The organism is Puerhibacterium puerhi, from assembly GCF_009846865.1.
Lineage (GTDB): Bacteria > Actinomycetota > Actinomycetes > Actinomycetales > Cellulomonadaceae > Puerhibacterium > Puerhibacterium puerhi.
Genome location: NZ_WUWN01000004.1, coordinates 16,465 through 37,676, shown reverse-complemented (window position 1 = coordinate 37,676; position 21,212 = coordinate 16,465). Strand labels below are relative to the sequence as shown.

Here is a 21,212-nt window from a genome sequence, read left to right as displayed (position 1 = left end):
CGCCGTCGCCGCTCAGTCCCGCAGCGGCGACCCGACGACGTCGAAGCGGAACCCGCCGAACTGGCCGGACAGCAGCGGGCGCGCGGCGGCGATCGACGCCTGCACCTCGGGCAGCGCGAGCGACGCCCGGTGCGCCTCGGCGCTCTCCCACAGCTCGACCACGTAGACGGTGTCCGGGTCGTCGTCGTTGGCGCCGACCTCGTAGGCGAGGCAGCCGGCCTCGCCCAGGGCGGTGCTGCGGCGGGTCAGATGGGCGACGAGCTCGTCCCGCTTCCCGGCGACGGCGCCGAGCGTCCCCACGTTCGCGAAGGTCACGCCGCACACCCTAGCCAACCGGCTCTGCGGTGGGCTGCCCGGCGGGCTCGCCCGCCCCGTCGAGGTCCAGCCCCTCCAGCCCCTCCAGGCCGTCCAGCTCGGGCAGGTCGAGCGTGGGGTAGGGCTGCGGTCCGCGGGTCCGCAGGTCCTCGATGAGCTGCCGCTCCCGGTCGGTGAGCCCCGAGCCGCCCGAGCGCGGGCTGCTGCCGGTCAGCGCGTACGTGCCGTCGGCGTCGTACCGGTTGGGCCCCACGGGCAGGGCGGCCAGCCCGGCGACCACGGCCAGCGCCGCGGCAGCGCCGGCCGCCACGAGCCCGGCGGCGCCGCCCGCGCCGTGGGCACCGGCCGGGCGCCCGCCGCCCGCCGCGCCGTCGGACCGCAGGCGGGCGACCGTGCGCCGCTGCACCCACATCAGCACGACGACGGCGAGGACCGTGCCGCCCGCGCCGACCGCCAGGGGTCCCAGCGCGTCGCCGCGCCCCGTCCGCAGGCCGGAGCCGAGCGCCACCAGGGTCATCGCGGCGGCGACCACGAGCCGCTTGGTGAGCACCGAGCGGGCCAGCACCCGCAGCCGGTCCACGCGCTGCACGCCGACGTCGCCCGCCGGGTACAGCCCGGACGCGCCGGCCGACCGCCACACCGAGCGCAGCACCAGCGCGCTGCCCGCGGCGCCGACCAGCTCGACCACGGTGAGCGCGACGAGCACCCAGCGCACCGCCACGGCGTCGCGCACGAACAGCAGCGCGACGGCAACCGCCACGACCCCCGCCCACGCCGCGCCGACGAGGAGGGGGCGCAGCCACGGCTGGCGGCCGTGCGTCGCGGTCCGCCGCGCATAGCCGGGCGGCATCGTGCGCGTGACCGCGACCGACCGGCGCGCGCCCGTCGCCAGCCGCAGCAGGCACAGGGCGCTGACCAGCGTGACCACCAGCGACCAGCCGTCCGCCATCGCCAGCGTGGTGGCCCACGCCAGCACCACCCCGGTCCACACCGGCGCGTCCGCGATGTGCATGAGCCGTTGCACGGCGCTGACGTGCAGCCAATAGGCGGCCTCGGTGTGCGCCGGGTTGGCCGCGAGCACGTCGCCCAGGCCGCGGGCGCGGGCGGCGTCGTCGGGCCGCAGCTGCGCCTCGGCGTACCGCAGCCCCTCGTGCTCCGGGGCCACCTCCAGGCCCTGCAGCACGTGCTGCAGGGCCTGGAGGCCGTCGCCGAGCCGCATCCGCAGGCGCGCGCACTCCAGCAGCACGTCCGGGTCCTCGGGCGCCAGCTCCCGGGCCGACGCGATGCGCTCGCGCGCCAGCGCCTTGTCCTTGCGGCGGGGCCGGGCGTCGAGGACGACGTCGGCGAGCTGCAGGTGGTAGACCGCGTCGGACGGGTCCAGCTCGAGCGCCGCCGCGATGCTCGCGCGGGCGCCGTCGAGGTCGCCCGTCTCCTGCCGCGCCCGCGACAGGAGGTACAGCGGGCCGGGCAGCTCGGGCGCCACGGCCGTGACCGCCTCGAGGATCTCGCGCGCCTCGCGCGGGCGGCCCGTCTGCAGGCGCAGCGAGGCCGCGGCGATCAGCAGGTACCCGCTGTCGGGCTCCTGCCCGAGCGCCTCGTCGACCAGCTCCACGGCGCGCTCGACGCGCCCGGCCTCGGCCAGCAGGCGGGCGCGGCGGACGACGCCCTCGGCGTCGACGGCGGGGCCGCCGGCCGCGGGAGCGCCCGCGGCACCGCCGACCGCACCGGCGCCGGGGGCGCTCACAGCATGCGGCGGCTGCGCAGGTAGGCCGCCAGGTCGTCGTACCGGCCATCGTTGTTGGCGAACTGCACCACGTTGCGCGCCGACTGCAGCCACGCGGTCGTGGAGGGGCGCACCTCGCGCAGCGCGGCGCGCAGGTCGTCCATCGTGATGGCTCGGACCTCGCCGGTGGCGATCGAGTCCATCATCGCCTTCTCGGCCGCCGACGCCGCCAGGTGCTCCAGGTCCGCGCCGGAGAACCCGTCGGTCCGGTCGACGAGCTCGCCCAGGTCGATGCCGGCCAGGGGGCGGCCGCGCAGGTGGTGGCGCAGGATCGCCTCGCGCGCCGGGGCGTCCGGCGGCAGCACCAGCACGACGCGGTCGAACCGGCCGGGCCGCAGCAGCGCGGTGTCCACGTCCCACGGGTGGTTGGTGGCGCCGAGCACGAACAGCCCGTCGTTGTCCGCTCCCATGCCGTCCATCTCCTGCAGGAGCTGGTTGACCACGGTGCGCATGCCGCCCGAGCCCGAGTACTGCGACCGCTTGCCGCCGATGGCGTCGACCTCGTCGAGGAACAGCACCGCCGGGGCGAGCTGGCGCGCCCGCTGGAACAGCGCGTGCAGGTTCTGCTCGCTCTCGCCGAGGTAGCGGTCGAGGATGTCGGCCAGCGTCACGGTGAGGAACCGCGCGCCGAGCTCGCCGGCCACGGCGCGGGCCAGGAACGTCTTGCCGGTGCCGGGCGGGCCGTACAGCAGCAGGCCGCCGCGCAACGACTTGCCGAACGCCTTGGCGATCGCCGGGTTGCGCATCGGCTCCAGGAACGCCTCGCGGATGCGCTGCTTGACCGGCTCGAGACCGCCGACGTCGTCGAGCGTCACCGTCTCGTGCGCCACGTCGAGCAGGTCCGCGCCGTCGCCGGGCTCGTCGTCGCGCGCCGGGACGAGCGGGGCGTCGTCCGCCCGCTCCGGCGCGACGAACGGGGGCGGCACGTCGATGCCGACCTCCGCCTCGAGGGCCTTCCAGTCGACGGAGGCCTCGATGTCGGCCTCGGTGTCGGTCTCGACGTCGGTCTCGACGTCGGCCTGGTCGGCGGCCTCGACGGCGGCGCCCTCGACCGTGTCCGGGGCGTCGAGCGGCTCGACGGTCGCGAAGGGCTCGAGCGGCTCGGCCAGGTCCTCGACGACCTCGTCGGCGACTTGCTCGGCCACCTGCTCGATGGCCTGCTCGACGACCTCCGTGGGCCCCGCGGGCGCCTCGGTCGGCGCCTCGGTCGGCACGGCTGCCGCCTGCAGCGCCGTCGTCGCGCGGGTGAGCAGCGCGAGCGCGTCGCCGTCGGTGGGGACGAGGCGCAGCGCGGCGCTCGCCTGCTCCACCGCCTCGACGTGGCGGCCGGCGTCGTGCAGCAGGCTGCCGTAGTGGACGCGCAGCGGGGCGCTGTCCGGGGCGGCCGCCACGGCGGCGGCCAGGGCGTCGAGGACGTCGGTCATGCGGGCTCCGGGATGTGATCGGCGGGGTCGGCCCTCAGTGTGTCATCGGGCCCGGGATGTCGCCCGTGGCATACAAGCGGATACAGTGCGGTGCGGGATTGCAGTGGTGTGTGGGGGCTCACTACGAACCGTCTGTCGAGATGGGATCACCGTGCTGTGTGCGTCGACCATTGCCGTCCGCGCCGGTGTCGGCGGGCCCGGGGCTCGACAGGCACGTCGCGGAACCGGGGGACCTGCGATGACGTCGATACCTGTCCGTACCAACCCCGCGTCACCGTACGTCGACGGCGCGGTCCGTGCGGCGCTGAGCAGCGGTGACCTCGACGCGCTGGAGGACCTCAGCGACCGCCTGTGGTACCAGCTGCCCGCCCGGTACGCCCGGCCGCTGCTCGACGCGCTGGCGGAGGTGCCGCCGCGGCGGCTGACCGAGCGCCCGCGGCTGCTGGTGACGGGGCTGCTCGCGCACCGCTTCCTGCACGCCGACGACCCGGCGGAGGTGCGGCGCGTCGAGCGCTCGCACGCCCTGCACGGCTCCCGGACCGAGCGCCGCCTCGGGGCGTACGCGGCGGCGCCCGACGCCGTGACCGCCGGGGTGCTGGCGATGCAGGCCGCGCGGTGGCGCGGCGACCACGAGGCTGCCGAGCGGGTGGCCCGGTTGACCGAGGCGCGTGCCGGGGCCCGGCGCCGGCCGGGGCTGGTGGCGCTGCAGCGGGGGCTGGGCCGGGTGGCGGCCGACGACGCCGCCGGTGCGGTGGAGCACCTGGAGCGCGCCTACGCCCAGGCCGGGCCGGCGCCGTTCCAGCACTTCGCGGGCGCCGCGGCGTGCGGGGTCCTGGCGATGCTCGCGGCCGAGCGCGGCCACCACCGCCTCGCGGCGGCCTGGCTCGACCGGCTCGCGGCGCTGGGCCCGGTCCCGCGGTGGCTGGACCGCTACCTGCTGACCGGCGCGTTCGTCGCCGAGGCGCTGCTGGCGATCGACCGGCTGGACCGGCCGGCGGCCGAGCAGGCCCTCGCCCGCGCGGGCGAGGGCACCGACGCCACCGACCTGTGGCCGCACGTGGCGGCGGCCTGGTTGGCGTACGAGCTGACGTTCCGCGGCCCGACGGACGCGTTCGTGCGGCTGGACGCCGCCGGCTTCGCCCACGGCGTGGGCCGGCGTCCGCAGCAGGGCGATCCCGCCGTGCTGCTGCGGGCGTACGCCGACCTGCTGGTGGTCAGCGGCGAGGGCACCTACGTGCTGGCCGTGCTCGGCGACGTCTCGCGCCGGCCGGACCTCGCCGCCGCGGCGGCGGCCGTGCACCTGCGCGCCGGGCAGCGGCACCAGGCCGTCGCCGTCGCCGCCCGCGCGCTGCGCCACCCGGCCGCGAGCCCGCGGGACCTCCAGGAGCTCCAGCTCGTGCTCGCCGTCGCGCACCTGTTCGACGGAGAGGCGGACAGCGCCGCCCGGTCCTTCCGGTCCGCGTTGGAGCTGTGGGTGCACGGGCTCGGGCGGGCGTTCACGGTGCTGCCGCACGAGACGCTCGCCGAGCTCTGCCGCCTCACCGGCACCGACCCCGCCGAGCTGATCACGCCCACCGGCGCGCGGCCGCGGCCCCGGGCCGGCTTGCCCCTGGCGATCGTCGTCCTCACCGACCGCGAGCGGGAGGTGCTGCGGGCGCTCGCCGACGGCAGCACCACGTCGGACGTCGCCCGCGCCCTGCACGTCAGCACCAACACGGTGCGCACCCACGTGAAGTCGCTGTACCGCAAGCTCGGCGTGCAGAGCCGTGACGCGGCCCTCGCGCGTGGTGCCGCGCTCGGCTTCCTCGTCGGCTGACGCCCCTCGCCGTGCCCTCGGGCGTCCCGACCGCTGCTGATGCCGCGACGGCGGTCGGCCAGGCGAGGGGTCAGGACATCAGCGGCAGCCGGCCGACGATCTTGTCCACCCGGTTGCGCGGGCCCACGAGGCTGACGGCGTACGCCGGCAGGTCGGCGGCCCCGGCGGCGGCCACCGCCTCGAGGTACTCGTCGTAGACGCGGGTGTGCTGGGCGGCGGCCGGCATGTCGGCCACGTACACCCCGAGCGACGCCGCGGCCTTGGCCCGGATGGCGGCGAGCTGCGCGGCCGGTGCGGTCAGCACCGTGCAGCCGGCCCACGGCAGGCCGGGGTGGACGCCGCCCTCGGCGTCCACGGCGTCGGGCCCGCGCAGCCCGTGCACGTCGGTGGCGGTCGCCGCGGCGACGCAGATGGCGGCGTTGGCGGCGCGCCCCGGCGGGAGCGCCTCGTCGACGACCACCACCCACTTGAGGCGGGCGGACCGGGTGGGCTCGGAGGTGCGGATCTCGTCGGGCTCGAACCCGACGGCTGCGGGGGTGCTGACGGGAGTGCTCATGCGGCGAGCGTAGGAGGCGCCCCGTGCGTCGTGCGGCGCGGGCGGACGATCGTCGCCGCCCGCGCCGCAGCCACGTCCTGGCCCAGACGATGTACGACCGCTGGCGTCGACCTCCGTACGGACGACGGCTACGCTCGGACCCGTGGTGGAGCTCGACGCCCTCGACCTGGCGATCCTGCGCGAGCTGCAGAAGGACGCGCGCCGGACCAACCGCGACGTCGCCGCCGTCGTCGGCGTGGCCCCCACGACGGCGCTGGACCGGACCCGCTCCCTGCGCGAGCGCGGCGTGATCCGCGGCGCGCGCCTGGAGGTGGACCTCGGCGCGCTGGGCCGGCCGGTGCAGGCGCTGGTCGCCGTGCGGATCCGGCCGCCGTCGCGGGCGAACATCGAGGGGTTCCGCACCTGGGCGGCCGCGCTGCCGGAGACGCTCGGGCTGTTCGTCACGAGCGGCACCGAGGACTTCCTGGTCCACGTGGCGGTGCCGGACAACGACGCGCTCTACTCGTTCGTCATCGACCGGCTCACCGAGCGGCGCGAGGTCGCCGACGTGCGCACCTCCGTGGTCTACGAGCACCTGCAGGCCCGGTCGGTCGAGCCGCCCGCGCCCGTGCGCCGCCGGCGCGGCTGACCACGTGGGGAACAACCGCACCTGCGCGCAGGGTTGTACCAGGTAGCGCACCCTTCCTCTGCCCCAGGAGATGAGACCCGTGAAGGGCGACCGAGTGGAGATCGTCATCGACGCCGGCGGGTCGACCCGCACCTACGAGGTCGAGGCCACCCGCGCCGGCCGCCGGGTCGAGGTGAGCCACGGCCGCGGCGTCGTCGAGGTCGCCGAGACCACCCGGAGCGGCACCCCTGTGCGCACCGCGCGCTTCATGTCGTCGCGGGTCCTCGCCCTCGTCGAGCACCCGGCCTCGCGCGCCGCGCTGCCCGACGACGCCGCCGTGACGCACCTGCCGCGGCCCGCCTGACGGGCAGCGCCCGGGCGTAGCGCAACCGGTGCGCGCCGTGGCCTCGCGCCCCGCGTGCCGGTGGCCTGTGCCGGTCATACCGTGGCGGAGCCGACGAGGACGTCGGCCGAGCGCTCGACCAGGGTGCCGGGCGCGGTGCGCGCGGCCCCGCAGGGAGCCTCCCGCGGGGTGGGACCGTCGAGGAGGAGTCATGGGCGCACGAGAGACCGCACGACAGGCACTACGGACGACGGGCGTGGCGGGCCTCGCCGCGGCCGCGGTGATCGGGACGGCGATGCTGCCGCTCGACGGCGGCCGCGGCGGCGGGGGAGGCGGAGGCGGCCACGGCGCGTCGGAGCGGGCACGCAACGTCATCTTCATCCAGGGCGACGGCCTCGGGATGTCCCAGCGCGAGCTGATCCGGATCGCGACGGTGGGCCACGAGGGACAGCTCGCGATGGACTCCCTGGAGCACGCCGGCTGGGCGTACACCGACTCGGCCGACCCCGAGGAGGCGGTCACGGACTCCGCCGCGGGCGCCACGGCCTTCGCCAGCGGCGTGCGCACCTACAACGGCGCCGTCGGCGTGGACCTCGACAAGAACCCGGTGCCGACGCTGCTCGAGGAGGCCCGGCGCGCCGGCAAGGCCACGGGCCTGGTCACCACCGCGCAGGTCACCGACGCCACCCCGGGCGCGTTCGGGGCCCACGTGCCCGACCGCGCCGACCAGAGCGAGATCGCACGGCAGTTCCTCGAGTCCTCGAAGCCCGACGTCATCCTGGGCGGCGGCGAGGACTGGTGGTACCCCGCCGGGGACCCGGGCCGCTGGCCCGACGCCCCGGCGACCGACCCGACCGAGGCCAGCAAGGGCACCGAGGGCAACCTCGTGCGGCAGGCGCAGCGGCAGGGGTACACGTACGTCAGCGACGCCGAGGGCCTCGCGGACGCCCGCGGGCGCAAGCTGCTGGGGCTGTTCGCCAACGAGGAGATGTTCGAGCAGCGCAACGAGGGCGACGGCGACCTCTACGACCCGGAGGTGCCCCTGGTCGACATGACCGCCAAGGCGCTGGACGTGCTGTCCCACGACCGCGACGGCTTCTTCCTGCTGGTCGAGGAGGAGGCGGTCGACGAGTTCGCCCACCGCAGCAACGCGACCCGCACCATCCAGGCGGGCCAGGCCCTCGACGAGACGGTGCGGCTGGCCCTGGAGTTCCAGGAGCGCAACCCGCGCACGCTCGTGGTCGTCGTCGGGGACCACGCCACGGGCGGCCTGGCGATCGAGAACGTCGACGACACCGACGAGTCCGGCCAGGACCCGACCACGGAGGACGGGCCGTACGACATCCCGGGCACCGACCTGCAGTTCACCGTCGACTGGACGACCGGCGGCCACACGGGCGACGCCACGCCCGTCACCGCGCAGGGGCCGGGCGCGGCCGGGCTGGCGGGCGCCCAGCGCAACACCGACGTCCACGACGCGGTGCGCGCCGCGATGCTCGGCCGCGGGCGCGGCTGAGCACCGCGCGGGGCCCTCGACTGGCGAGGGCCCCGCGCGGGCGGGGCGTCCTCGCCCCGGGCCGGGGCGGCGCCGGCTCACGCCCCCGCGTGCGTCACCGGCGGCTCCGGCACGAGACTCGATGGTGAGCGGCCCGACGGTGGACGAGGCGGCGGCCGAGGCGGTGAGCGACGTGGCGGGTGCGAGGCCGGTGCGGGTGTTCCTCGTCGACGACCACGAGGTCGTGCGCCGCGGCGTGGCCGAGCTGCTCACGGCGCACGACGACATGGAGATCGTGGGGGAGGCCGCGGACGTGCGCCAGACGCTCGCCCGCGTGCCCGCCGCCGCCCCCGACGTCGTCGTGCTCGACGTGCGCCTGCCGGACGGCGACGGCGTGAGCCTGTGCCGTGAGCTGCGCTCGCGCGAGCACCCGCCCGCGTGCCTGATGCTGACGTCGTTCCCCGACGACGAGGCCCTGTTCGACGCGATCATGGCCGGCGCGGCCGGCTACGTGCTCAAGCAGGTGCGGGGCTCGGACCTGGTGGAGGCCGTCCGCACCGTGGCCGCCGGCGGGTCGACGCTCGACGCCCAGGCCGCCGCGCAGGTGATGGCCCGGATGCGGCGGCCCCCGGCGCCGCGGGAGGACCCGCGGGCGACGCTCACCGACCAGGAGCGGCGCATCTTCGACCTGATCGGCGAGGGGCTGACCAACCGCCAGATCGCCTCCCGCATGGGGCTGGCGGAGAAGACCGTGAAGAACTACGTCTCGAGCCTGCTCACCAAGCTGGGCCTGCGCGGCCGGGTCGAGGCGGCGGTGCTCGCGGTGCGCCTCGCCGGCGAGGAGGGCGGGGGGCGCGCGGCGTACCGCGGGCCGCGCTAGCGGTCGTCGCCGTCGCCGTCGCCGTCGCCGTCGCCGTCGCGAGCGGTCCCCGGCCCCGGGACCGTGGCGCGCGCCGGCTCCCTCGCCAGGGGCACGACCCAGTCCAGCACCGTGCCCCAGGGCGTCCCGGGCGGCCCCGGCGCGACGTCGAGCGTGCCGCCGAGCTCCGCGGCGCGCTGGGCGAGGTTCGCCAGGCCGCTGCGCCGGCCGCCGTCGGCGATGCCGCAGCCGTCGTCGCGCACGCGGACGCGCAGCCGCTCGCCCACGCGCACGTCGACCTCGACGGCGGACGCCGCGGCGTGCCGGGCGACGTTGGCCAGCGCCTCGCGCAGCACCGCGACGACGTGGTCGACGAGCCGCGGCGGCACCGCGGCGTCGACCGGCCCGGCGAACCGGAGGGACGGCGAGAAGCCGAGCACGTCGCCGGCCCGGTCGACCTCGGCGATGACCCGTGCCCGCGCGCCCGTGGGCGGGGTGGAGCGGCGCGGCGCCTGCAGGCCCAGGATCTGGGTGCGGATCAGCGCGATGGTCTCGTCGATGCTCACGACGGCGGCGTCGACGCGGTCGCGGACGTCGTCGGGCACCCGGTCGAGCACCCCCTGCAGCGAGAGCCCGGTGGCGAAGAGGCGCTGGATCGCCAGGTCGTGCAGGTCCCGGGCGATGCGGTCGCGGTCGCGCAGCACCGCCAGGCGCTCGGCGTCCCGGCGCCGCTCCGCCAGCTCCAGCGCCACGGCCGCCTGGTTGGCGTACGCCGCGAGGGCGTCGACGACCGTGCGGGCGATCGCCGCCCGGCCGGCGCGGCGCCCCACGGCCAGCACGCCCCGGGTGCGGCCGGGCTCGCCCAGCGGCAGCACGGCGGCCGGACCGATGGCGCCCGCCGCGTCGACGACGAGCGTCGAGCGCGGGTCGTGGCGCGCGTCGGCGGTGACCACCACGGTCCCGGAGGAGTACGCCTCGGCCGAGAACGTCCCGGTCAGCGGCACCGTCGTGCCGACGACGTCCTGCCCCACCGCGGCCTCGACGACCAGCCGCTCGCCGTCGGGCGCCGGCAGGGAGATCGCGACCAGGTCGGCCTCGGCGACCTCGGCCACCTCCTGCACGAACAGCTCGAGCACCTTGGCCGGGTCCGTCCCGGAGAGCAGCTGCCGGGGGAGCTCCGCGCTCCCGGCCAGCCACCGGGCGCTGCGGCGGGCGTCCTCGAACAGCCGGGCGTTGTCGATCGCGACGCCGACGGCCGCTGCCAGCGCCTCGACGAGCCGCTGGTCGTCGAGCGAGAAGTCGCCGCCGCCGCGCTTGTCCGTCAGGTACAGGTTGCCCCAGACGACGTCGCGCACCCGCACGGGCACCCCGAGGAAGGAGCGCATCGGGGGGTGGTGCGGCGGGAAGCCGTAGGAGGCGGGGTGCGCCGTCAGGTCGTGCAGCCGCAGCGGCTCGGGGTGGCGGATGAGCTCGCCGAGGATGCCGCGACCGTGCGGGTACGGCCCGATGGCGCGGATCTCCTCCTCGCTGAGCCCCACGGTGATGAACTCCGCGATGCCCCCGTCGCCGATCACGCCGATCGCCGCGTACGCGGCGTCCACCAGGTGCGCGGCGGCGGTGGCGATGCGCTCGAGCACCGGGCGCAGCTCCAGGCCCCGTCCGACGTCGACGATCGCCTCGACCAGGACGTCCAGGTTGCGCCGGGCCGCCCGGATGGTGCGCACGCGGGCCTCGAGGTCGTCCAGCAGCTCGTCGAGCGGGAGCTGGGGGAGCAGGTGGCGCTCGCCGCCCGGGTCCTGCTCGCTCACCCCGTCGCCCGGAGGGCCCTCGTCCCGCGCCCCTCCGTCGTGAGCCATGACCGACCGCCTCGTGAGAGAGTCGCCCCCCACATGGTCACGCTAGTCCTCCGGCACACGTGGCGGGAGGCCCGGTCGGGCTGCTGGTCGGGTGGGTGGTCGGGCTGCTGGTCGGGCCCGCCCAGGCACCCTTGCCCGCGACGAGCCCGCTGCACCAGCGTCCGGCGCCCCGCGCCGCCGCGACAGGGACCTCGGGCCCGGGGCCTCGTGGTCCGCCGGCCCGGGGAACGGGGGACCAAGGGCTCCCGGCGCCGGCTCAGCGCGCCGTCTCAGCGCCGTCTCAGCGCCGTCTCAGCGCGTCCATCTCGGCCTGGATGCGGGCCTCCGACGGTCCCGGCGCCAGCACGTCCCAGGCGTGGAAGACCAGACCGATGCCCCAGCCCAGGATCGAGAAGACCGGCCAGAAGAAGCTCGCGCCGGTGATGAACCAGAACACGACCAGCATCGCGTTCACCAGCACGTACGCCACCGCGTGGGTGGCCAGCTCGCGCTTGGCGCGCAGGCACCGCACCGCCAGGGCGCGCAGGTCGTCCGGGCCCGGCGGCGTCGACCGGTCCGCCGACGGGTTCAGCGACGGGTCCATGGCGTCCTCCCGGTCGCAGGCGTCCTCCGCGGCCCCGCCCCCGCCGCGCCGTCGCGGCGGAGCCGGCACCGGGATCCTGCGTCGTCGACGCTAGGCCGGCCGCCCGGACCGGGGCAGGGACCTTCGGCCCTGGACCCGTGCCGCCGGGTGCGCGTCACCGGCCGGGACCTGTGGCCCTGGCCGGCCCTGGACGCGGTGCTCGGCGCCGTGCTGCTGACCCGCCTGCTGGCCGTCCTGCTCGTCGTCCCGCTGGCCGTCCAGGAAGGCGAGGACGTCGCGGGTGAACGTCCGGTGCGACTGCACGCCCGCGTGGCCGGTGCGGGGGTAGACGACCAGCCGCCCGTCGGGCACGCCGGCGGCGGTCGCGGCGAAGATCCCGGGGCCGTAGCAGCCGTCGCAGTCGCCCGCGACGACGAGCACGGGCGCCGTGACCTCCGGCAGCCGGTCGGTGAGGTCGAACGCGTCCTCGGCGGTGATGGTGGTCACCAGGTCGGACCAGTCCCGGCGGAACATCAGCGGGCCGGCCAGCCACCCGAGCGCCACCCACAGCGGGTCGGTGAGCGGGGTGCCCAGGAGGCTGGCCATCGCCGCGCCCGCGGCGCGGCGTCGGCCCGCCGCGAGCGCCGCCGCGACCGCGCGCTGCCCCGCGCGCCCGCCGGGCCCCAGCCGCGCCGCCGACGAGACGAGCACGAGCCGCCGCACGAGCCGCGGGTGGTCGGCGGCGAGCTGCAGCGCCACGCTGCCGCCGGTGGAGACGCCGAGCACGTCGACCGGGCCGGGGAACCGGCGCGGCAGCGCGGCGGCGTAGTCGGCCGCCAGGTCCGCCACAGTCGTGCCCGGGGGCAGCCCGGTCCGCCGGTCGACCCACCACACCTCCCGCCGACGGGCGAGGGCGCGCAGCGAGGCGACGATCATGGCGCGCTCGAGCCGGCTCGACGGCTGGGGGTGGCCCGCGAGCCCCGGCATCACGAGCAGCGGCGGGCCGGCGCCGGTGCGCAGGGAGGCCGTCCCCGGCGCCCAGGGGCCGGGCTCCGCGCGCGGGCCGGCGGGCCCGGCGGCGGGACGGGGTCGTGCGGTCCGGTGGCGGTGCTGCGCGCGGCGTCCATCGACACCTCCTGGTCCCGTCTCGGGTCCTCGACGCCGTGGTCCTCGACGCCGTGGTCCTCGACGCCGTGGTCCTCGACGCCGTGGGGCGGCGGTCGGTCCATCCTCGCGCGCCCGCCGCCCGGGCGACAGGGCGTCCGCCCCGCGCCGCGGTCTCGGGACCATCGGCCCTGGGGGTGGTCGGCGCGCCGGCGCGAGGGTGGGAGCGTGGCCGGTGCCGGGCCGGTGGGTGCCCCGAGGGACGAGACGACGAGCGACGTGCTGGTCATCGAGCGCGCGGAGCAGCCGGCGCTCGGGGTGCGGCAGGTGGTGCGCCGGGACGCCCTGCCGTCGACGGTCGCGCGGGCGGTGCTCGCCGTGGCGGAGCTGCTGCGGCGCACCGGCGCCGCCCCGGCCGGGGCCCGCCGTACGCCCGCTACCGCGGCGTGGTGGGGGACACCGTGGACGTCGAGGTGGGGTTCCCCCTGGTCGACGCCGTGCCGGCCGAGCGGCTGCGGCGGGAGCAGGTGCCGGAGGGCCGGCTCGTGGCCGACGCGCTGCCGGCCGTCCGCGCGGCCGAGACGGTCCACGTCGGGGCGTACGAGGATCTCGGGCGGGCCTACGACCGCCTCGTGGCCTGGCTCGGCCGGCACGGCCTCGAGCCGCTGGACCAGTCCTGGGAGCTCTACGAGTCCGGGCCGTCGTCCGACCCCGACCCGGCGGCCTGGCGCACGCGGCTGGTGATGCCGGTGAGCGCGTCGGGGGCCGCCGCCCCCTGACCCGGCGACGGGACCATCGGCCCGGCCGGGGCGGGTCCGCCGGTCCTACGCCCGGCGTCGGGGCGCCGGTTGGCTGGCCTCGTCGCACGGCGAGCCGCCGGCGGCGTGCCGGCGACGCGCTGGGAGAGCCGGCGTCGGCGAGGCGCCGGCGAGGCGCGGACGAGGGGGGGCGGGGCGATGGAGCGCACCTGGAGCGGCGGCGTCGTCGTCGGCGTCGACGGGTCGGCGGACAGCCGGCGCGCCCTGGAGTGGGCGGTCGGCGCTGCCGCCCGGCACGGCGCCGAGGTGACGGCCGTGTGCGCCTACGACCTGCCGTACGCCCCACCGCCCGCCGGCGGGGACGCCGCGGTCCGCGGCGAGAGCCGCGACGCCGCCCTGCGCGTCGTGCAGCAGGCCTCCGGCGTCGAGGAGATGCGGCCGGACGTCGGCCTGCGGCTCGAGCCGGGCGCACCGGCGCACGTGCTGGTGCAGCACTCGCGCACCGCCGACCTGGTCGTCGTCGGGCGCAGCGGCGTCGCGGGCCTCGAGCGGTTCGTGCTCGGGTCGGTCTCCGCGGCCACCGGCGCGATGGCCTACGGGCCGGTGGCGGTCGTGCCGCGGGGGAGCCGGACCGGCGCGCCCGCCCGCGTCGTCGTCGGCGTGGACCCGGACGACGACCCCAGCGCGGTGCTCGACCTCGCCTTCGCCGAGGCCCGCGGCGCCGGCTGCTGGGTGCAGCTCGTGCACGCCATCCCGGCCGCCGGCTCGGACGAGGCGATCGCCGACGTGCGCAGCTACGCGCGCCTGCGCCGCGAGCTCGCCTACGACCAGATGGGCGACCTGCTCGAACGCTGGTCCGACAAGTACACCGACGTCGACCGGACGGTCGCCGTGCGGCGCGGCGGCGCGGCCGGCGTGCTGCTCGACGCGGTCACCCCGGCCGACGTGCTCGTCGTCGGGGGGCGTCGCCGCCCGGGGGCGGCGGCGCGGGCGCCCGGCTCCGTGCCGGACGTCCTGCTGCGGCGCGCGCCGTGCCCGGTCGTCGTCGTGCACACCCGCACGGAGTCGTGACCCGGGCGCGTGCCGCCCGGACCGCACGTGCCCGGCGAGGGGCGCGCGGGCCCGGGCTAGCTCTCGGGGCGGACCTCGAACATGTCGATCGTCCCGGTGAGCTCCAGCAGGTCGCGTGCGGCCGGGCTGAGCCCGACGATCACCACGCGGCCCACCTGGCCCACGGCGCTCCACAGCAGCCGCAGCCCGGCCGAGTCGAGGAACGTGACCCGGGACGTGTCGACGCGCAGCGTGCCGTGGACGTGCGCGAGGTGCTCGTGCACGCGGCCCTCGACCCGTCGCACCACGGCCTGGTCGACCTCGCCCCACAACGACCACGCGCCCGCGGACACGTCGATCCCGCCCTGCAGCGCCTGGTCCTCCGCGAGCAGCAGCATGGCCCCGGCCTCTCCACCGGCGGTGGTCCGCCGCCGGTTCGCTCGGAGGGTCGACGAGGGCGGGCGCCCCGGTCGCTACCCACTCTTCGCGCTCTGCGCCCCGTTCGCAGCCCGGGCGCGCGGCCCCGCGGACGGTGCTCACGCCGTGGCGAGGGGCGGTGACGTGCGCCGACGCGGCACGGCGGGACCGGTGCGAGGTGCGTGCCCGGGCGGGGCGCCGCACGGTGGAGCCCATGTCGACGTGGTGGGAAGCCGGGGCGTGGGGACTGCTCGGGGGCGCGGCCCTGGTGCTGGGGGCGCTGATCGCGTGGTTCGTGCGGGTGCCGCAGCGGGTCAGCGCCAGCATCATGGCGTTCGGCGCCGGCGTGCTGATCTCGGCGCTGGCGTTCGACCTGACGCTCGAGGCGCAGGAGACCGGCGGCACCGTGGCGACCGTCGTCGGCGTCCTCGGCTGGGCCGCCGCCTACGCGGGCGCCAACGCCGTCGTGTCCCGCTTCGGCGGGCGGCACCGCAAGCGGTCCGGGGGCCAGCAGCCCGCCGAGCAGGACGACGCGGGCAGCGGCGTCGCCATCGCCATCGGCTCGCTGCTGGACGGCATCCCCGAGTCCGTGGTTCTCGGGGTGAGCCTCGTGACCGGCGGCGGCGTGAGCACCACGCTGATCGCGGCGATCTTCATCTCCAACGTGCCCGAGGGGCTGTCCAGCGTCGTCGGGATGAAGCGGGCCGGCCGCAGCGCCGGCTACGTGTTCGGGGTGTGGGGCGCGATCGCCGTCGTCTGCGCGGCGTCGGCCGCGGCGGGGTTCCTGCTGGCGGGCGTGGCGCCGCCGCTGGCCGTCGCCGTCATCACCGCGGTGGCGGCGGGCGCGATCCTCGCGATGATCGCCGACACGATGATCCCCGAGGCGTTCGAGCGGGCCCACCTGGCGACCGGGCTGATCACCGCCGTCGGCTTCCTCGTGGCCTTTGCGCTGAGCCAGGCGGGCGCCTGACCCGCCGCCCCACCCGCGCCGACGGCCAGGGAAGTGGGACGAAACTCGCAGGGTTTCGTCCCACTTCCCTAGCCGTCGACCGTGTCGGCCGTGCTGGCCGTGTCGGCCGTGCCGGCAGTGCCGGCCTCCGGATGCTCCGGTGTTGTCGTCGGGCGGGGCCCGGGGTAGGGATGGTCCGTGACCAGCGCCCCGCCCACCATGCGCGCGGCGTTCGTGCGCGCCCTCGGCGGCACGGAGCTCATCGAGCACGGCGAGCTGCCCACCCCGCGCCCCGGCCCCACCGACGTGCTGGTGCGCATGACGGCCAGCGGCGTCGACCAGGTCGACCTGTTCGTCCGCTCGAGCGCGTACCGCACGCCCACGCCGATGCCGTTCGTGCTCGGCCGCGACCTCGTCGGCGAGGTCGTCGAGACCGGCCCCGGCGCGGTCGGGTTCGACGTCGGCGACCGGGTGTGGTGCAACAGCCTCGGGCACGGCGGGCGGCAGGGCGCGCTCGCCGAGTACGCCGTCGTGCCCGCCGACCGGCTGTACCACCTGCCCGACGGCGTCGACCTGGTCACCGCGGCGGCCGCGCTGCACGGCGCCGCGACCGCCCACCTCGGGCTCGTGCGTGTGGCCGGGCTGCGGCCGGGAGAGACAGTGCTGGTCGGCGGCGGGGCAGGCGCGGTGGGCGCCGCCGCCGTGCGGCTCGCCGCCGAGGCGGGCGCGCGGGTGGTCGCGACGACGTCGCCGCGCGACGCCGAGCGGGCGCGCGCTCGGCGCCCACGCCGTCGTCGACCACACGGGCCCGGACCTGCCCGCGCAGGTCCGGGCCGTGCTGGCCCGGGACGGGGCGTCGGACGGCGTCGACGTCTGGTGGGACACGAGCGGGCGCCAGGACGTGGCCGCCGCCGTGCCGCTGCTGCGCCGCGGCGGCCGGGTCATCCTCTCGGCGGGCCTGCACACGACCGTCAGCCTGCCGGGCGGCGCGCTCTACGCGCGCGACGCGAGCGTGCGCGGGTTCGCGATCAGCAACGCGACGACGGCGGACCTCGCCACGGCCGCGGTCGCCGTCAACCGGCTGCTCGCCGCCGGGCCGCCCACGGCGCGCGTCGCGGCGACGATCCCTCTCGCCGACGCCGCCCGGGCCCACCGCCTGCTGGAGGCCGGAGGCGTGCGCGGCCGGCTCGTCGTCGTGCCCTAGGTGTACTGATCGGGGACGTTGGTCGAGTGGGTGTGATGCGTTGATCTGAGTGTTGGCGCGGGAGGGCCTCCCGCGGTGGAGTGGAACTGCCTAGGAATCCGCTCCGCTGACAGGAGGCCCTCGTGTCCCACGCTAATGCCGCTTTGACCCCTCGGGCCCGGCTGACGGTCGCCCGGCTGGTCGTCGATCAGAAGGTTCCGATCGCCGAGGTCGCCGCCCGGTTCCAGTGCGCCTGGCCCACGGTCAAGCGGTGGGCCGCCCGGTATGCGGCCGGTCAGCCGATGACCGACCGGTCCTCGCGGCCGCACCGGATGCCGGCCAAGACCGACCGGGCCACCACGGGCCGGATCGTGGCGCTGCGGCTACGCAAACGCCTCGGGCCGGTCCAGCTGGCCGCGCTGACCGGGGTGGCGCCCTCGACCGCCCACCGGGTGCTGACCCGTTGCCGGATCAACCGGCTGACGCATGTCGATCGGGCCACTGGCCAGCCGGTGCGCCGCTACGAGCACGCGACCCCCGGGGCGTTGCTGCACGTGGACGTCAAGAAGCTCGGCAACATCCCCGACGGCGGCGGGTGGCGGTTCGTGGGCCGCGCCCAGGGCGACCGCAACCGGGCCGCCACGCCCGGCAAACCGAAGAGCAAGCACCACAACCCCAAGATGGGTCACGCGTTCGTGCACACCGTGATCGATGACCACTCCAGGGTCGCCTACGCCGAGGTCCACGACGACGAGACCGCCACCACCGCCACCGGGGTGCTGCGCCGGGCCGTGACGTGGTTCGCCGCCCGCGGTATCACCACCCAACGAGTCCTGTCCGACAACGGCTCGGCCTACCGCTCCCACCTGTGGCGTGACGCCTGCACCGACCTGGCGATCAAGCACTCACGCACCCGGCCGCGGCGCCCGCAGACCAACGGCAAGATCGAACGCTTCCACCGCACCCTGGCCGACGGCTGGGGCTACGCCCGCTGCTACACCTGCGAAGCCGAACGCCGCGCCGCCCTGGCAGCATGGATCCACCAGTACAACTACCACCGGCCCCACACCGCCTGCGGGAACAAGCCCCCCATCACCCGATTGACCAACCTGCCGGGTCAGTACACCTAGGCGTCCTGCGCAGCCCTGCGGCCCTGCCGCCGTGCCCTGCGGCCCTGCCGCCGTGCCCTGCGGCCCTGCCGCCGTGCCCTGCGGCCCTGCCGCCGTGCCCTGCGGCCCTGCCGCCGTGCCCTCGGCGCGTCGTCGTGCCCTCGGGCCGGCTGCCGCCGGCTCACCCCTCCTTGTCCTGCTCCTCCAGGCGCAGCGCCGTGCCGATGGCGAAGAACGTGGGAGCCCACTCGCCGACGAACAGTCCCCAGCGGTCGGACTGCGCGCGGGAGTCGCTCGGCTTGCCGCGGGACACGAGCCAGGAGACCCAGGTGAACGCGACTGACGCGAACCCGGCCATGTAGGCGTACTCGGACTTCACGCCCATCTCTGCGAGCTTCTTGATCACGGTGGTGCCCTCTCGTCGTCGTGGTGCTGTGCGGTGTGGTCCGCGCGTGGTGCGGTGCGGGTCGTGCGTGTGACCCACGCCACCACGCGTGCGCGGCGCCCGCACCTCGCGACGGCCGCGGCGTCGGGCGCACGTCCGTCACCTGCGGCGACGTCGCGGCGCCCGGACGACGCGCCGCCGTCGCCGCCCGGCCGGTGGGCATCCGCCGCGCCGCGGTGTACCTTGACTCCTACCGCACGGTAGGGATTCCTCCGCCGGCGGGCACCTCACCCTTCGACGACGAGGAGCGTCCCCATGACCACCACCGACGCGGCTCCGGCGACCGCCTCCGGCAAGCCCTTCGACACCGAGCGCGTGCTCGCCGAGCTCACCCTCGAGGAGAAGGCGTCGCTGCTCTCGGGCGTCGACTTCTGGCACACCCAGCCGGTCGAGCGCGACGGCGAGAGGCTCGTGCCGAGCGTCATGGTCACCGACGGCCCGCACGGCCTGCGCAAGCAGGCGGAGTCGGCCGACCACCTGGGCATCGGCAACTCCGTGCCCGCCACCTGCTTCCCGACGGCGGCCGCGCTCGGCTCCACCTGGGACACCGCGCTGCTGCGCCGCGTCGGCGAGGCCCTGGGCCGCGAGACCCGTGCCAACGACGTGGCCGTGCTCCTCGGCCCGGGCATCAACATCAAGCGGTCCCCGCTGTGCGGCCGCAACTTCGAGTACCTCTCGGAGGACCCGCTGGTCGCCGGCGAGCTCGGCGCCGCGCTCGTGCAGGGCATCCAGTCGCAGGGCGTGGGCACGTCGCTCAAGCACTACGCGGCGAACAACCAGGAGGCCGACCGCATGCGCGTGTCGTCCGACGTCGACGAGCGCACCCTGCGCGAGATCTACCTGCCGGCCTTCGAGCGCGTCGTGAAGCAGGCGCAGCCGTGGACCGTCATGTGCTCGTACAACAAGGTCAACGACGTCTACGCCTCGCAGAACCACTGGCTGCTGACCGAGGTGCTGCGTGACGAGTGGGGCTTCGAGGGCCTGGTCGTCTCCGACTGGGGCGCCGTGCGCGACCGCGTCGCCGCCGTCGCCGCCGGCCTGGACCTGGAGATGCCGTCCAGCGGCGGGCGCACCGACGCCGAGGTCGTCGCCGCCGTCCGCGAGGGCCGCCTCGACGAGGCCGACGTCGACGCCGCCGTGCGCAACGTGCTGCACCTCGTCTCGCGCGCCCAGCCGGCGCTCGCCGAGCCCGGCACCTTCGACGTCGCCGAGCACCACGCGCTGGCCCGCGAGGCCGCGGCTGCCGGCACGGTGCTGCTGAAGAACGACGCCGTGGCGTCCGACGACGGCGCCGCCGCGCCGCTGCTGCCGCTGGCGGGCGGCGAGGGCCTGGCCGTCATCGGCGAGCTCGCCCGCACCCCGCGCTACCAGGGCGCCGGCTCCTCCCAGGTCAACCCGACCCGGCTCGACGACGCGCTGACCGCGCTGCGCGCCGCCACCGGTGTCGACGTCCCGTTCGCCGCCGGCTACGCCGTCGACGGCAAGGACAACGGCTCCGGCACCGACGCGGAGGCGCTGCGCGCCGAGGCGGTGGCGGTCGCCGAGGCCGCCCGCACCGTCGTCGTCCACCTGGGCCTGCCGGCGTCGTACGAGTCCGAGGGCTACGACCGCGAGCACATGGACCTGCCCGCCGACCAGGTCGCGCTGCTCGAGGCGGTCGCCGCGGCCAACCCGCGGGTCGTCGTCGTGCTGTCCAACGGCTCGGCGGTCACCGTGGCCCCGTGGCAGCACCTGGCCCCGGCGATCGTCGAGGGCTGGCTCGGCGGCCAGGCCTCCGGCGCCGCCGTCGCGGACGTGCTGCTCGGGGCGGCGAACCCGTCCGGCCGCCTCGCCGAGACCATCCCGGTGCGCCTCGAGGACAACCCGTCCTACGGCAACTTCCCGGGCGAGCTCGGCCACGTGCGCTACGGCGAGGGCATCTTCGTCGGCTACCGCTGGTACGACGCCCGCAAGATCGACGTCGCCTTCCCGTTCGGCCACGGCCTGTCGTACACGACGTTCGCGTACGACGCCGTCGCGGCCGAGGTCACCGGCTCGGGCGCCGCGGCGGGCGTGCGCGTCACCGCCCGCGTGACCAACACCGGCGACCGGGCCGGCGCCGAGGTGGTCCAGGTCTACGTGGCCGACCCGAAGTCGCAGGTGCAGCGCCCCGAGCGCGAGCTCAAGGCGTTCGCCAAGGTGGCGCTCGAGCCGGGCGAGTCCCGCGAGGTCGCCTTCGACCTCGACGCCCGCGCGCTGTCGTACTGGCACCCGGTGCTGCGCCGCTGGGTCGTCGAGGGCGGCGAGTTCGTGATCGCCGTCGGCGCCTCGTCGCGCGACCTGCGCGGCGCGGTGACCGTCGAGGTCGAGGGCGAGGACGTGCGCCTGCCGCTGCACGAGCTGTCCACGGTCACCGAGGCGCTCGCCGACCCGCGCGTCGGCCAGCAGGTGCGCGACGTCGTCTACGGCTCCGGCGCCTTCGCCGACGACCTGCTGGCGATGGTCGGCGACATGCCGCTGGCCGTCATCGCCGACTTCGGCATGGCCGGCTTCGACCGCGCCCGCCTCGGCGAGCTCCTGGCGGCCGCCAACGCCTGACCAG

The 21,212-nt window shown here is 76.8% G+C and carries 20 protein-coding genes and 1 pseudogene; 12 read left to right on the top strand and 9 right to left on the bottom strand.

Annotated features, from left to right (window positions below):
* Positions 1 to 12 precede the first annotated feature (12 nt).
* From GSF02_RS03760 to GSF02_RS03750, 3 genes are read right to left on the bottom strand one after another with little or no spacing between them, the layout of a single operon-like run.
* Positions 13 to 315, bottom strand: a complete 303-nt coding sequence (locus GSF02_RS03760; protein ID WP_159792902.1) for a putative quinol monooxygenase — start codon at positions 313 to 315, stop codon at positions 13 to 15.
* 10 nt (positions 316 to 325) lie between these two features.
* Positions 326 to 2,059, bottom strand: coding sequence for a tetratricopeptide repeat protein (locus GSF02_RS03755; protein ID WP_159792901.1), 1,734 nt, complete (start codon positions 2,057 to 2,059; stop codon positions 326 to 328).
* Positions 2,056 to 3,522, bottom strand: a complete 1,467-nt coding sequence (locus GSF02_RS03750; RefSeq protein WP_159792900.1) for an ATP-binding protein — start codon at positions 3,520 to 3,522, stop codon at positions 2,056 to 2,058. The genes GSF02_RS03755 and GSF02_RS03750 overlap by 4 nt, the downstream gene beginning before the upstream one ends.
* Positions 3,523 to 3,760: 238 nt before the next feature.
* Here GSF02_RS03750 and GSF02_RS03745 point away from each other — a divergent pair, with 238 nt between their 5' ends.
* Positions 3,761 to 5,338, top strand: a complete 1,578-nt coding sequence (locus tag GSF02_RS03745; RefSeq protein ID WP_159792899.1) for a helix-turn-helix transcriptional regulator — start codon at positions 3,761 to 3,763, stop codon at positions 5,336 to 5,338.
* Between the two features lie 70 nt (positions 5,339 to 5,408).
* Here GSF02_RS03745 and GSF02_RS03740 read toward each other — a convergent pair whose 3' ends face one another.
* Entirely contained in the window at positions 5,409 to 5,894 is a 486-nt protein-coding gene (locus GSF02_RS03740; RefSeq protein WP_159792898.1) for a DUF2000 domain-containing protein, read from the bottom strand.
* A gap of 142 nt (positions 5,895 to 6,036) precedes the next feature.
* Here GSF02_RS03740 and GSF02_RS03735 point away from each other — a divergent pair, with 142 nt between their 5' ends.
* The 4 genes from GSF02_RS03735 to GSF02_RS03720 all read left to right on the top strand — a co-directional run bounded on the left by GSF02_RS03735 (position 6,037) and on the right by GSF02_RS03720 (position 9,219).
* Positions 6,037 to 6,522, top strand: coding sequence for an Lrp/AsnC family transcriptional regulator (locus tag GSF02_RS03735; RefSeq protein ID WP_159792897.1), 486 nt, complete (start codon positions 6,037 to 6,039; stop codon positions 6,520 to 6,522).
* Positions 6,523 to 6,601: 79 nt separating this feature from the next.
* Positions 6,602 to 6,865: a hypothetical protein gene (locus GSF02_RS03730; RefSeq protein ID WP_159792896.1), complete on the top strand. Its 264-nt coding sequence runs from the start codon at positions 6,602 to 6,604 to the stop codon at positions 6,863 to 6,865.
* Between the two features lie 190 nt (positions 6,866 to 7,055).
* Positions 7,056 to 8,360 (top strand): alkaline phosphatase, encoded by a 1,305-nt coding sequence (locus GSF02_RS03725; protein WP_235915340.1) that lies wholly within the window; start codon positions 7,056 to 7,058, stop codon positions 8,358 to 8,360.
* A gap of 121 nt (positions 8,361 to 8,481) precedes the next feature.
* A complete protein-coding gene (locus GSF02_RS03720; RefSeq protein WP_159792895.1) occupies positions 8,482 to 9,219 on the top strand; it encodes a response regulator in 738 nt (245 codons plus the stop codon).
* Here GSF02_RS03720 and GSF02_RS03715 read toward each other — a convergent pair.
* From GSF02_RS03715 to GSF02_RS03705, 3 genes are all read right to left on the bottom strand, one after another.
* The gene (locus GSF02_RS03715) at positions 9,216 to 11,054 is read right to left on the bottom strand and encodes a sensor histidine kinase (protein ID WP_159792893.1); all 1,839 of its coding nucleotides are present in this window, start codon (positions 11,052 to 11,054) and stop codon (positions 9,216 to 9,218) included. The genes GSF02_RS03720 and GSF02_RS03715 overlap by 4 nt on opposite strands.
* Before the next feature lie 280 nt (positions 11,055 to 11,334).
* On the bottom strand, positions 11,335 to 11,637 hold the full coding sequence (locus GSF02_RS03710; protein ID WP_159792891.1) for a 2TM domain-containing protein: 303 nt from the start codon (positions 11,635 to 11,637) through the stop codon (positions 11,335 to 11,337).
* A gap of 90 nt (positions 11,638 to 11,727) precedes the next feature.
* Positions 11,728 to 12,906 carry an alpha/beta fold hydrolase gene (locus GSF02_RS03705; protein WP_328798993.1) on the bottom strand — a complete coding sequence of 393 codons (1,179 nt, stop codon included), beginning with the start codon at positions 12,904 to 12,906 and terminating at the stop codon, positions 11,728 to 11,730.
* A 263-nt stretch (positions 12,907 to 13,169) separates the two neighbouring features.
* Here GSF02_RS03705 and GSF02_RS03700 point away from each other — a divergent pair, with 263 nt between their 5' ends.
* Positions 13,170 to 13,499, top strand: coding sequence for a GyrI-like domain-containing protein (locus tag GSF02_RS03700; RefSeq protein ID WP_159792889.1), 330 nt, complete (start codon positions 13,170 to 13,172; stop codon positions 13,497 to 13,499).
* A gap of 177 nt (positions 13,500 to 13,676) precedes the next feature.
* Complete coding sequence (locus GSF02_RS03695) at positions 13,677 to 14,549, top strand: universal stress protein (protein ID WP_159792887.1); 873 nt, start codon at positions 13,677 to 13,679, stop codon at positions 14,547 to 14,549.
* Between the two features lie 56 nt (positions 14,550 to 14,605).
* Here the strand turns inward: GSF02_RS03695 and GSF02_RS03690 are convergent, their stop codons facing one another.
* The gene (locus GSF02_RS03690; protein WP_159792885.1) at positions 14,606 to 14,926 is read right to left on the bottom strand and encodes an STAS domain-containing protein; all 321 of its coding nucleotides are present in this window, start codon (positions 14,924 to 14,926) and stop codon (positions 14,606 to 14,608) included.
* Between the two features lie 233 nt (positions 14,927 to 15,159).
* On the opposite strand from GSF02_RS03690, the gene GSF02_RS03685 reads away from it, so the two are divergent.
* From GSF02_RS03685 to GSF02_RS03675, 4 genes and pseudogenes are all read left to right on the top strand, one after another.
* Positions 15,160 to 15,915: a ZIP family metal transporter gene (locus GSF02_RS03685; protein WP_159792883.1), complete on the top strand. Its 756-nt coding sequence runs from the start codon at positions 15,160 to 15,162 to the stop codon at positions 15,913 to 15,915.
* 198 nt (positions 15,916 to 16,113) lie between these two features.
* A pseudogene (locus GSF02_RS19125) lies at positions 16,114 to 16,446 on the top strand (alcohol dehydrogenase catalytic domain-containing protein); the annotation flags it as partial.
* A gap of 79 nt (positions 16,447 to 16,525) precedes the next feature.
* A complete protein-coding gene (locus tag GSF02_RS18500; protein ID WP_201308775.1) occupies positions 16,526 to 17,098 on the top strand; it encodes a zinc-binding dehydrogenase in 573 nt (190 codons plus the stop codon).
* A gap of 122 nt (positions 17,099 to 17,220) precedes the next feature.
* The gene (locus tag GSF02_RS03675) at positions 17,221 to 18,207 is read left to right on the top strand and encodes an IS481 family transposase (RefSeq protein ID WP_159792881.1); all 987 of its coding nucleotides are present in this window, start codon (positions 17,221 to 17,223) and stop codon (positions 18,205 to 18,207) included.
* Between the two features lie 160 nt (positions 18,208 to 18,367).
* On the opposite strand, the gene GSF02_RS03670 is transcribed toward GSF02_RS03675, so the two are convergent.
* The gene (locus GSF02_RS03670; protein WP_159792879.1) at positions 18,368 to 18,592 is read right to left on the bottom strand and encodes a hypothetical protein; all 225 of its coding nucleotides are present in this window, start codon (positions 18,590 to 18,592) and stop codon (positions 18,368 to 18,370) included.
* Positions 18,593 to 18,886: 294 nt separating this feature from the next.
* On the opposite strand from GSF02_RS03670, the gene GSF02_RS03665 reads away from it, so the two are divergent.
* Positions 18,887 to 21,208, top strand: a complete 2,322-nt coding sequence (locus GSF02_RS03665) for an aryl-beta-d-glycosidase (RefSeq protein WP_159792877.1) — start codon at positions 18,887 to 18,889, stop codon at positions 21,206 to 21,208.
* The last annotated feature ends 4 nt before the right edge of the window (positions 21,209 to 21,212 follow it).

Bases quoted from the DNA above. Each gene is read 5' to 3' on its own strand.
- GSF02_RS03750 (WP_159792900.1), bottom strand. From the start codon at position 3,522: ATGACCGACGTCCTCGACGCCCTGGCCGCCGCCGTGGCGGCCGCCCCG.
- GSF02_RS03745 (WP_159792899.1), top strand. From the start codon at position 3,761: ATGACGTCGATACCTGTCCGTACCAACCCCGCGTCACCGTACGTCGAC.
- GSF02_RS03740 (WP_159792898.1), bottom strand. From the start codon at position 5,894: ATGAGCACTCCCGTCAGCACCCCCGCAGCCGTCGGGTTCGAGCCCGAC.
- GSF02_RS03725 (WP_235915340.1), top strand. From the start codon at position 7,056: ATGGGCGCACGAGAGACCGCACGACAGGCACTACGGACGACGGGCGTG.
- GSF02_RS03720 (WP_159792895.1), top strand. From the start codon at position 8,482: ATGGTGAGCGGCCCGACGGTGGACGAGGCGGCGGCCGAGGCGGTGAGC.
- GSF02_RS03715 (WP_159792893.1), bottom strand. From the start codon at position 11,054: ATGGCTCACGACGGAGGGGCGCGGGACGAGGGCCCTCCGGGCGACGGG.
- GSF02_RS03710 (WP_159792891.1), bottom strand. From the start codon at position 11,637: ATGGACCCGTCGCTGAACCCGTCGGCGGACCGGTCGACGCCGCCGGGC.
- GSF02_RS03705 (WP_328798993.1), bottom strand. From the start codon at position 12,906: ATGGTCCCGAGACCGCGGCGCGGGGCGGACGCCCTGTCGCCCGGGCGG.
- GSF02_RS03695 (WP_159792887.1), top strand. From the start codon at position 13,677: ATGGAGCGCACCTGGAGCGGCGGCGTCGTCGTCGGCGTCGACGGGTCG.
- GSF02_RS03690 (WP_159792885.1), bottom strand. From the start codon at position 14,926: ATGCTGCTGCTCGCGGAGGACCAGGCGCTGCAGGGCGGGATCGACGTG.
- GSF02_RS03685 (WP_159792883.1), top strand. From the start codon at position 15,160: ATGTCGACGTGGTGGGAAGCCGGGGCGTGGGGACTGCTCGGGGGCGCG.
- GSF02_RS03665 (WP_159792877.1), top strand. From the start codon at position 18,887: ATGACCACCACCGACGCGGCTCCGGCGACCGCCTCCGGCAAGCCCTTC.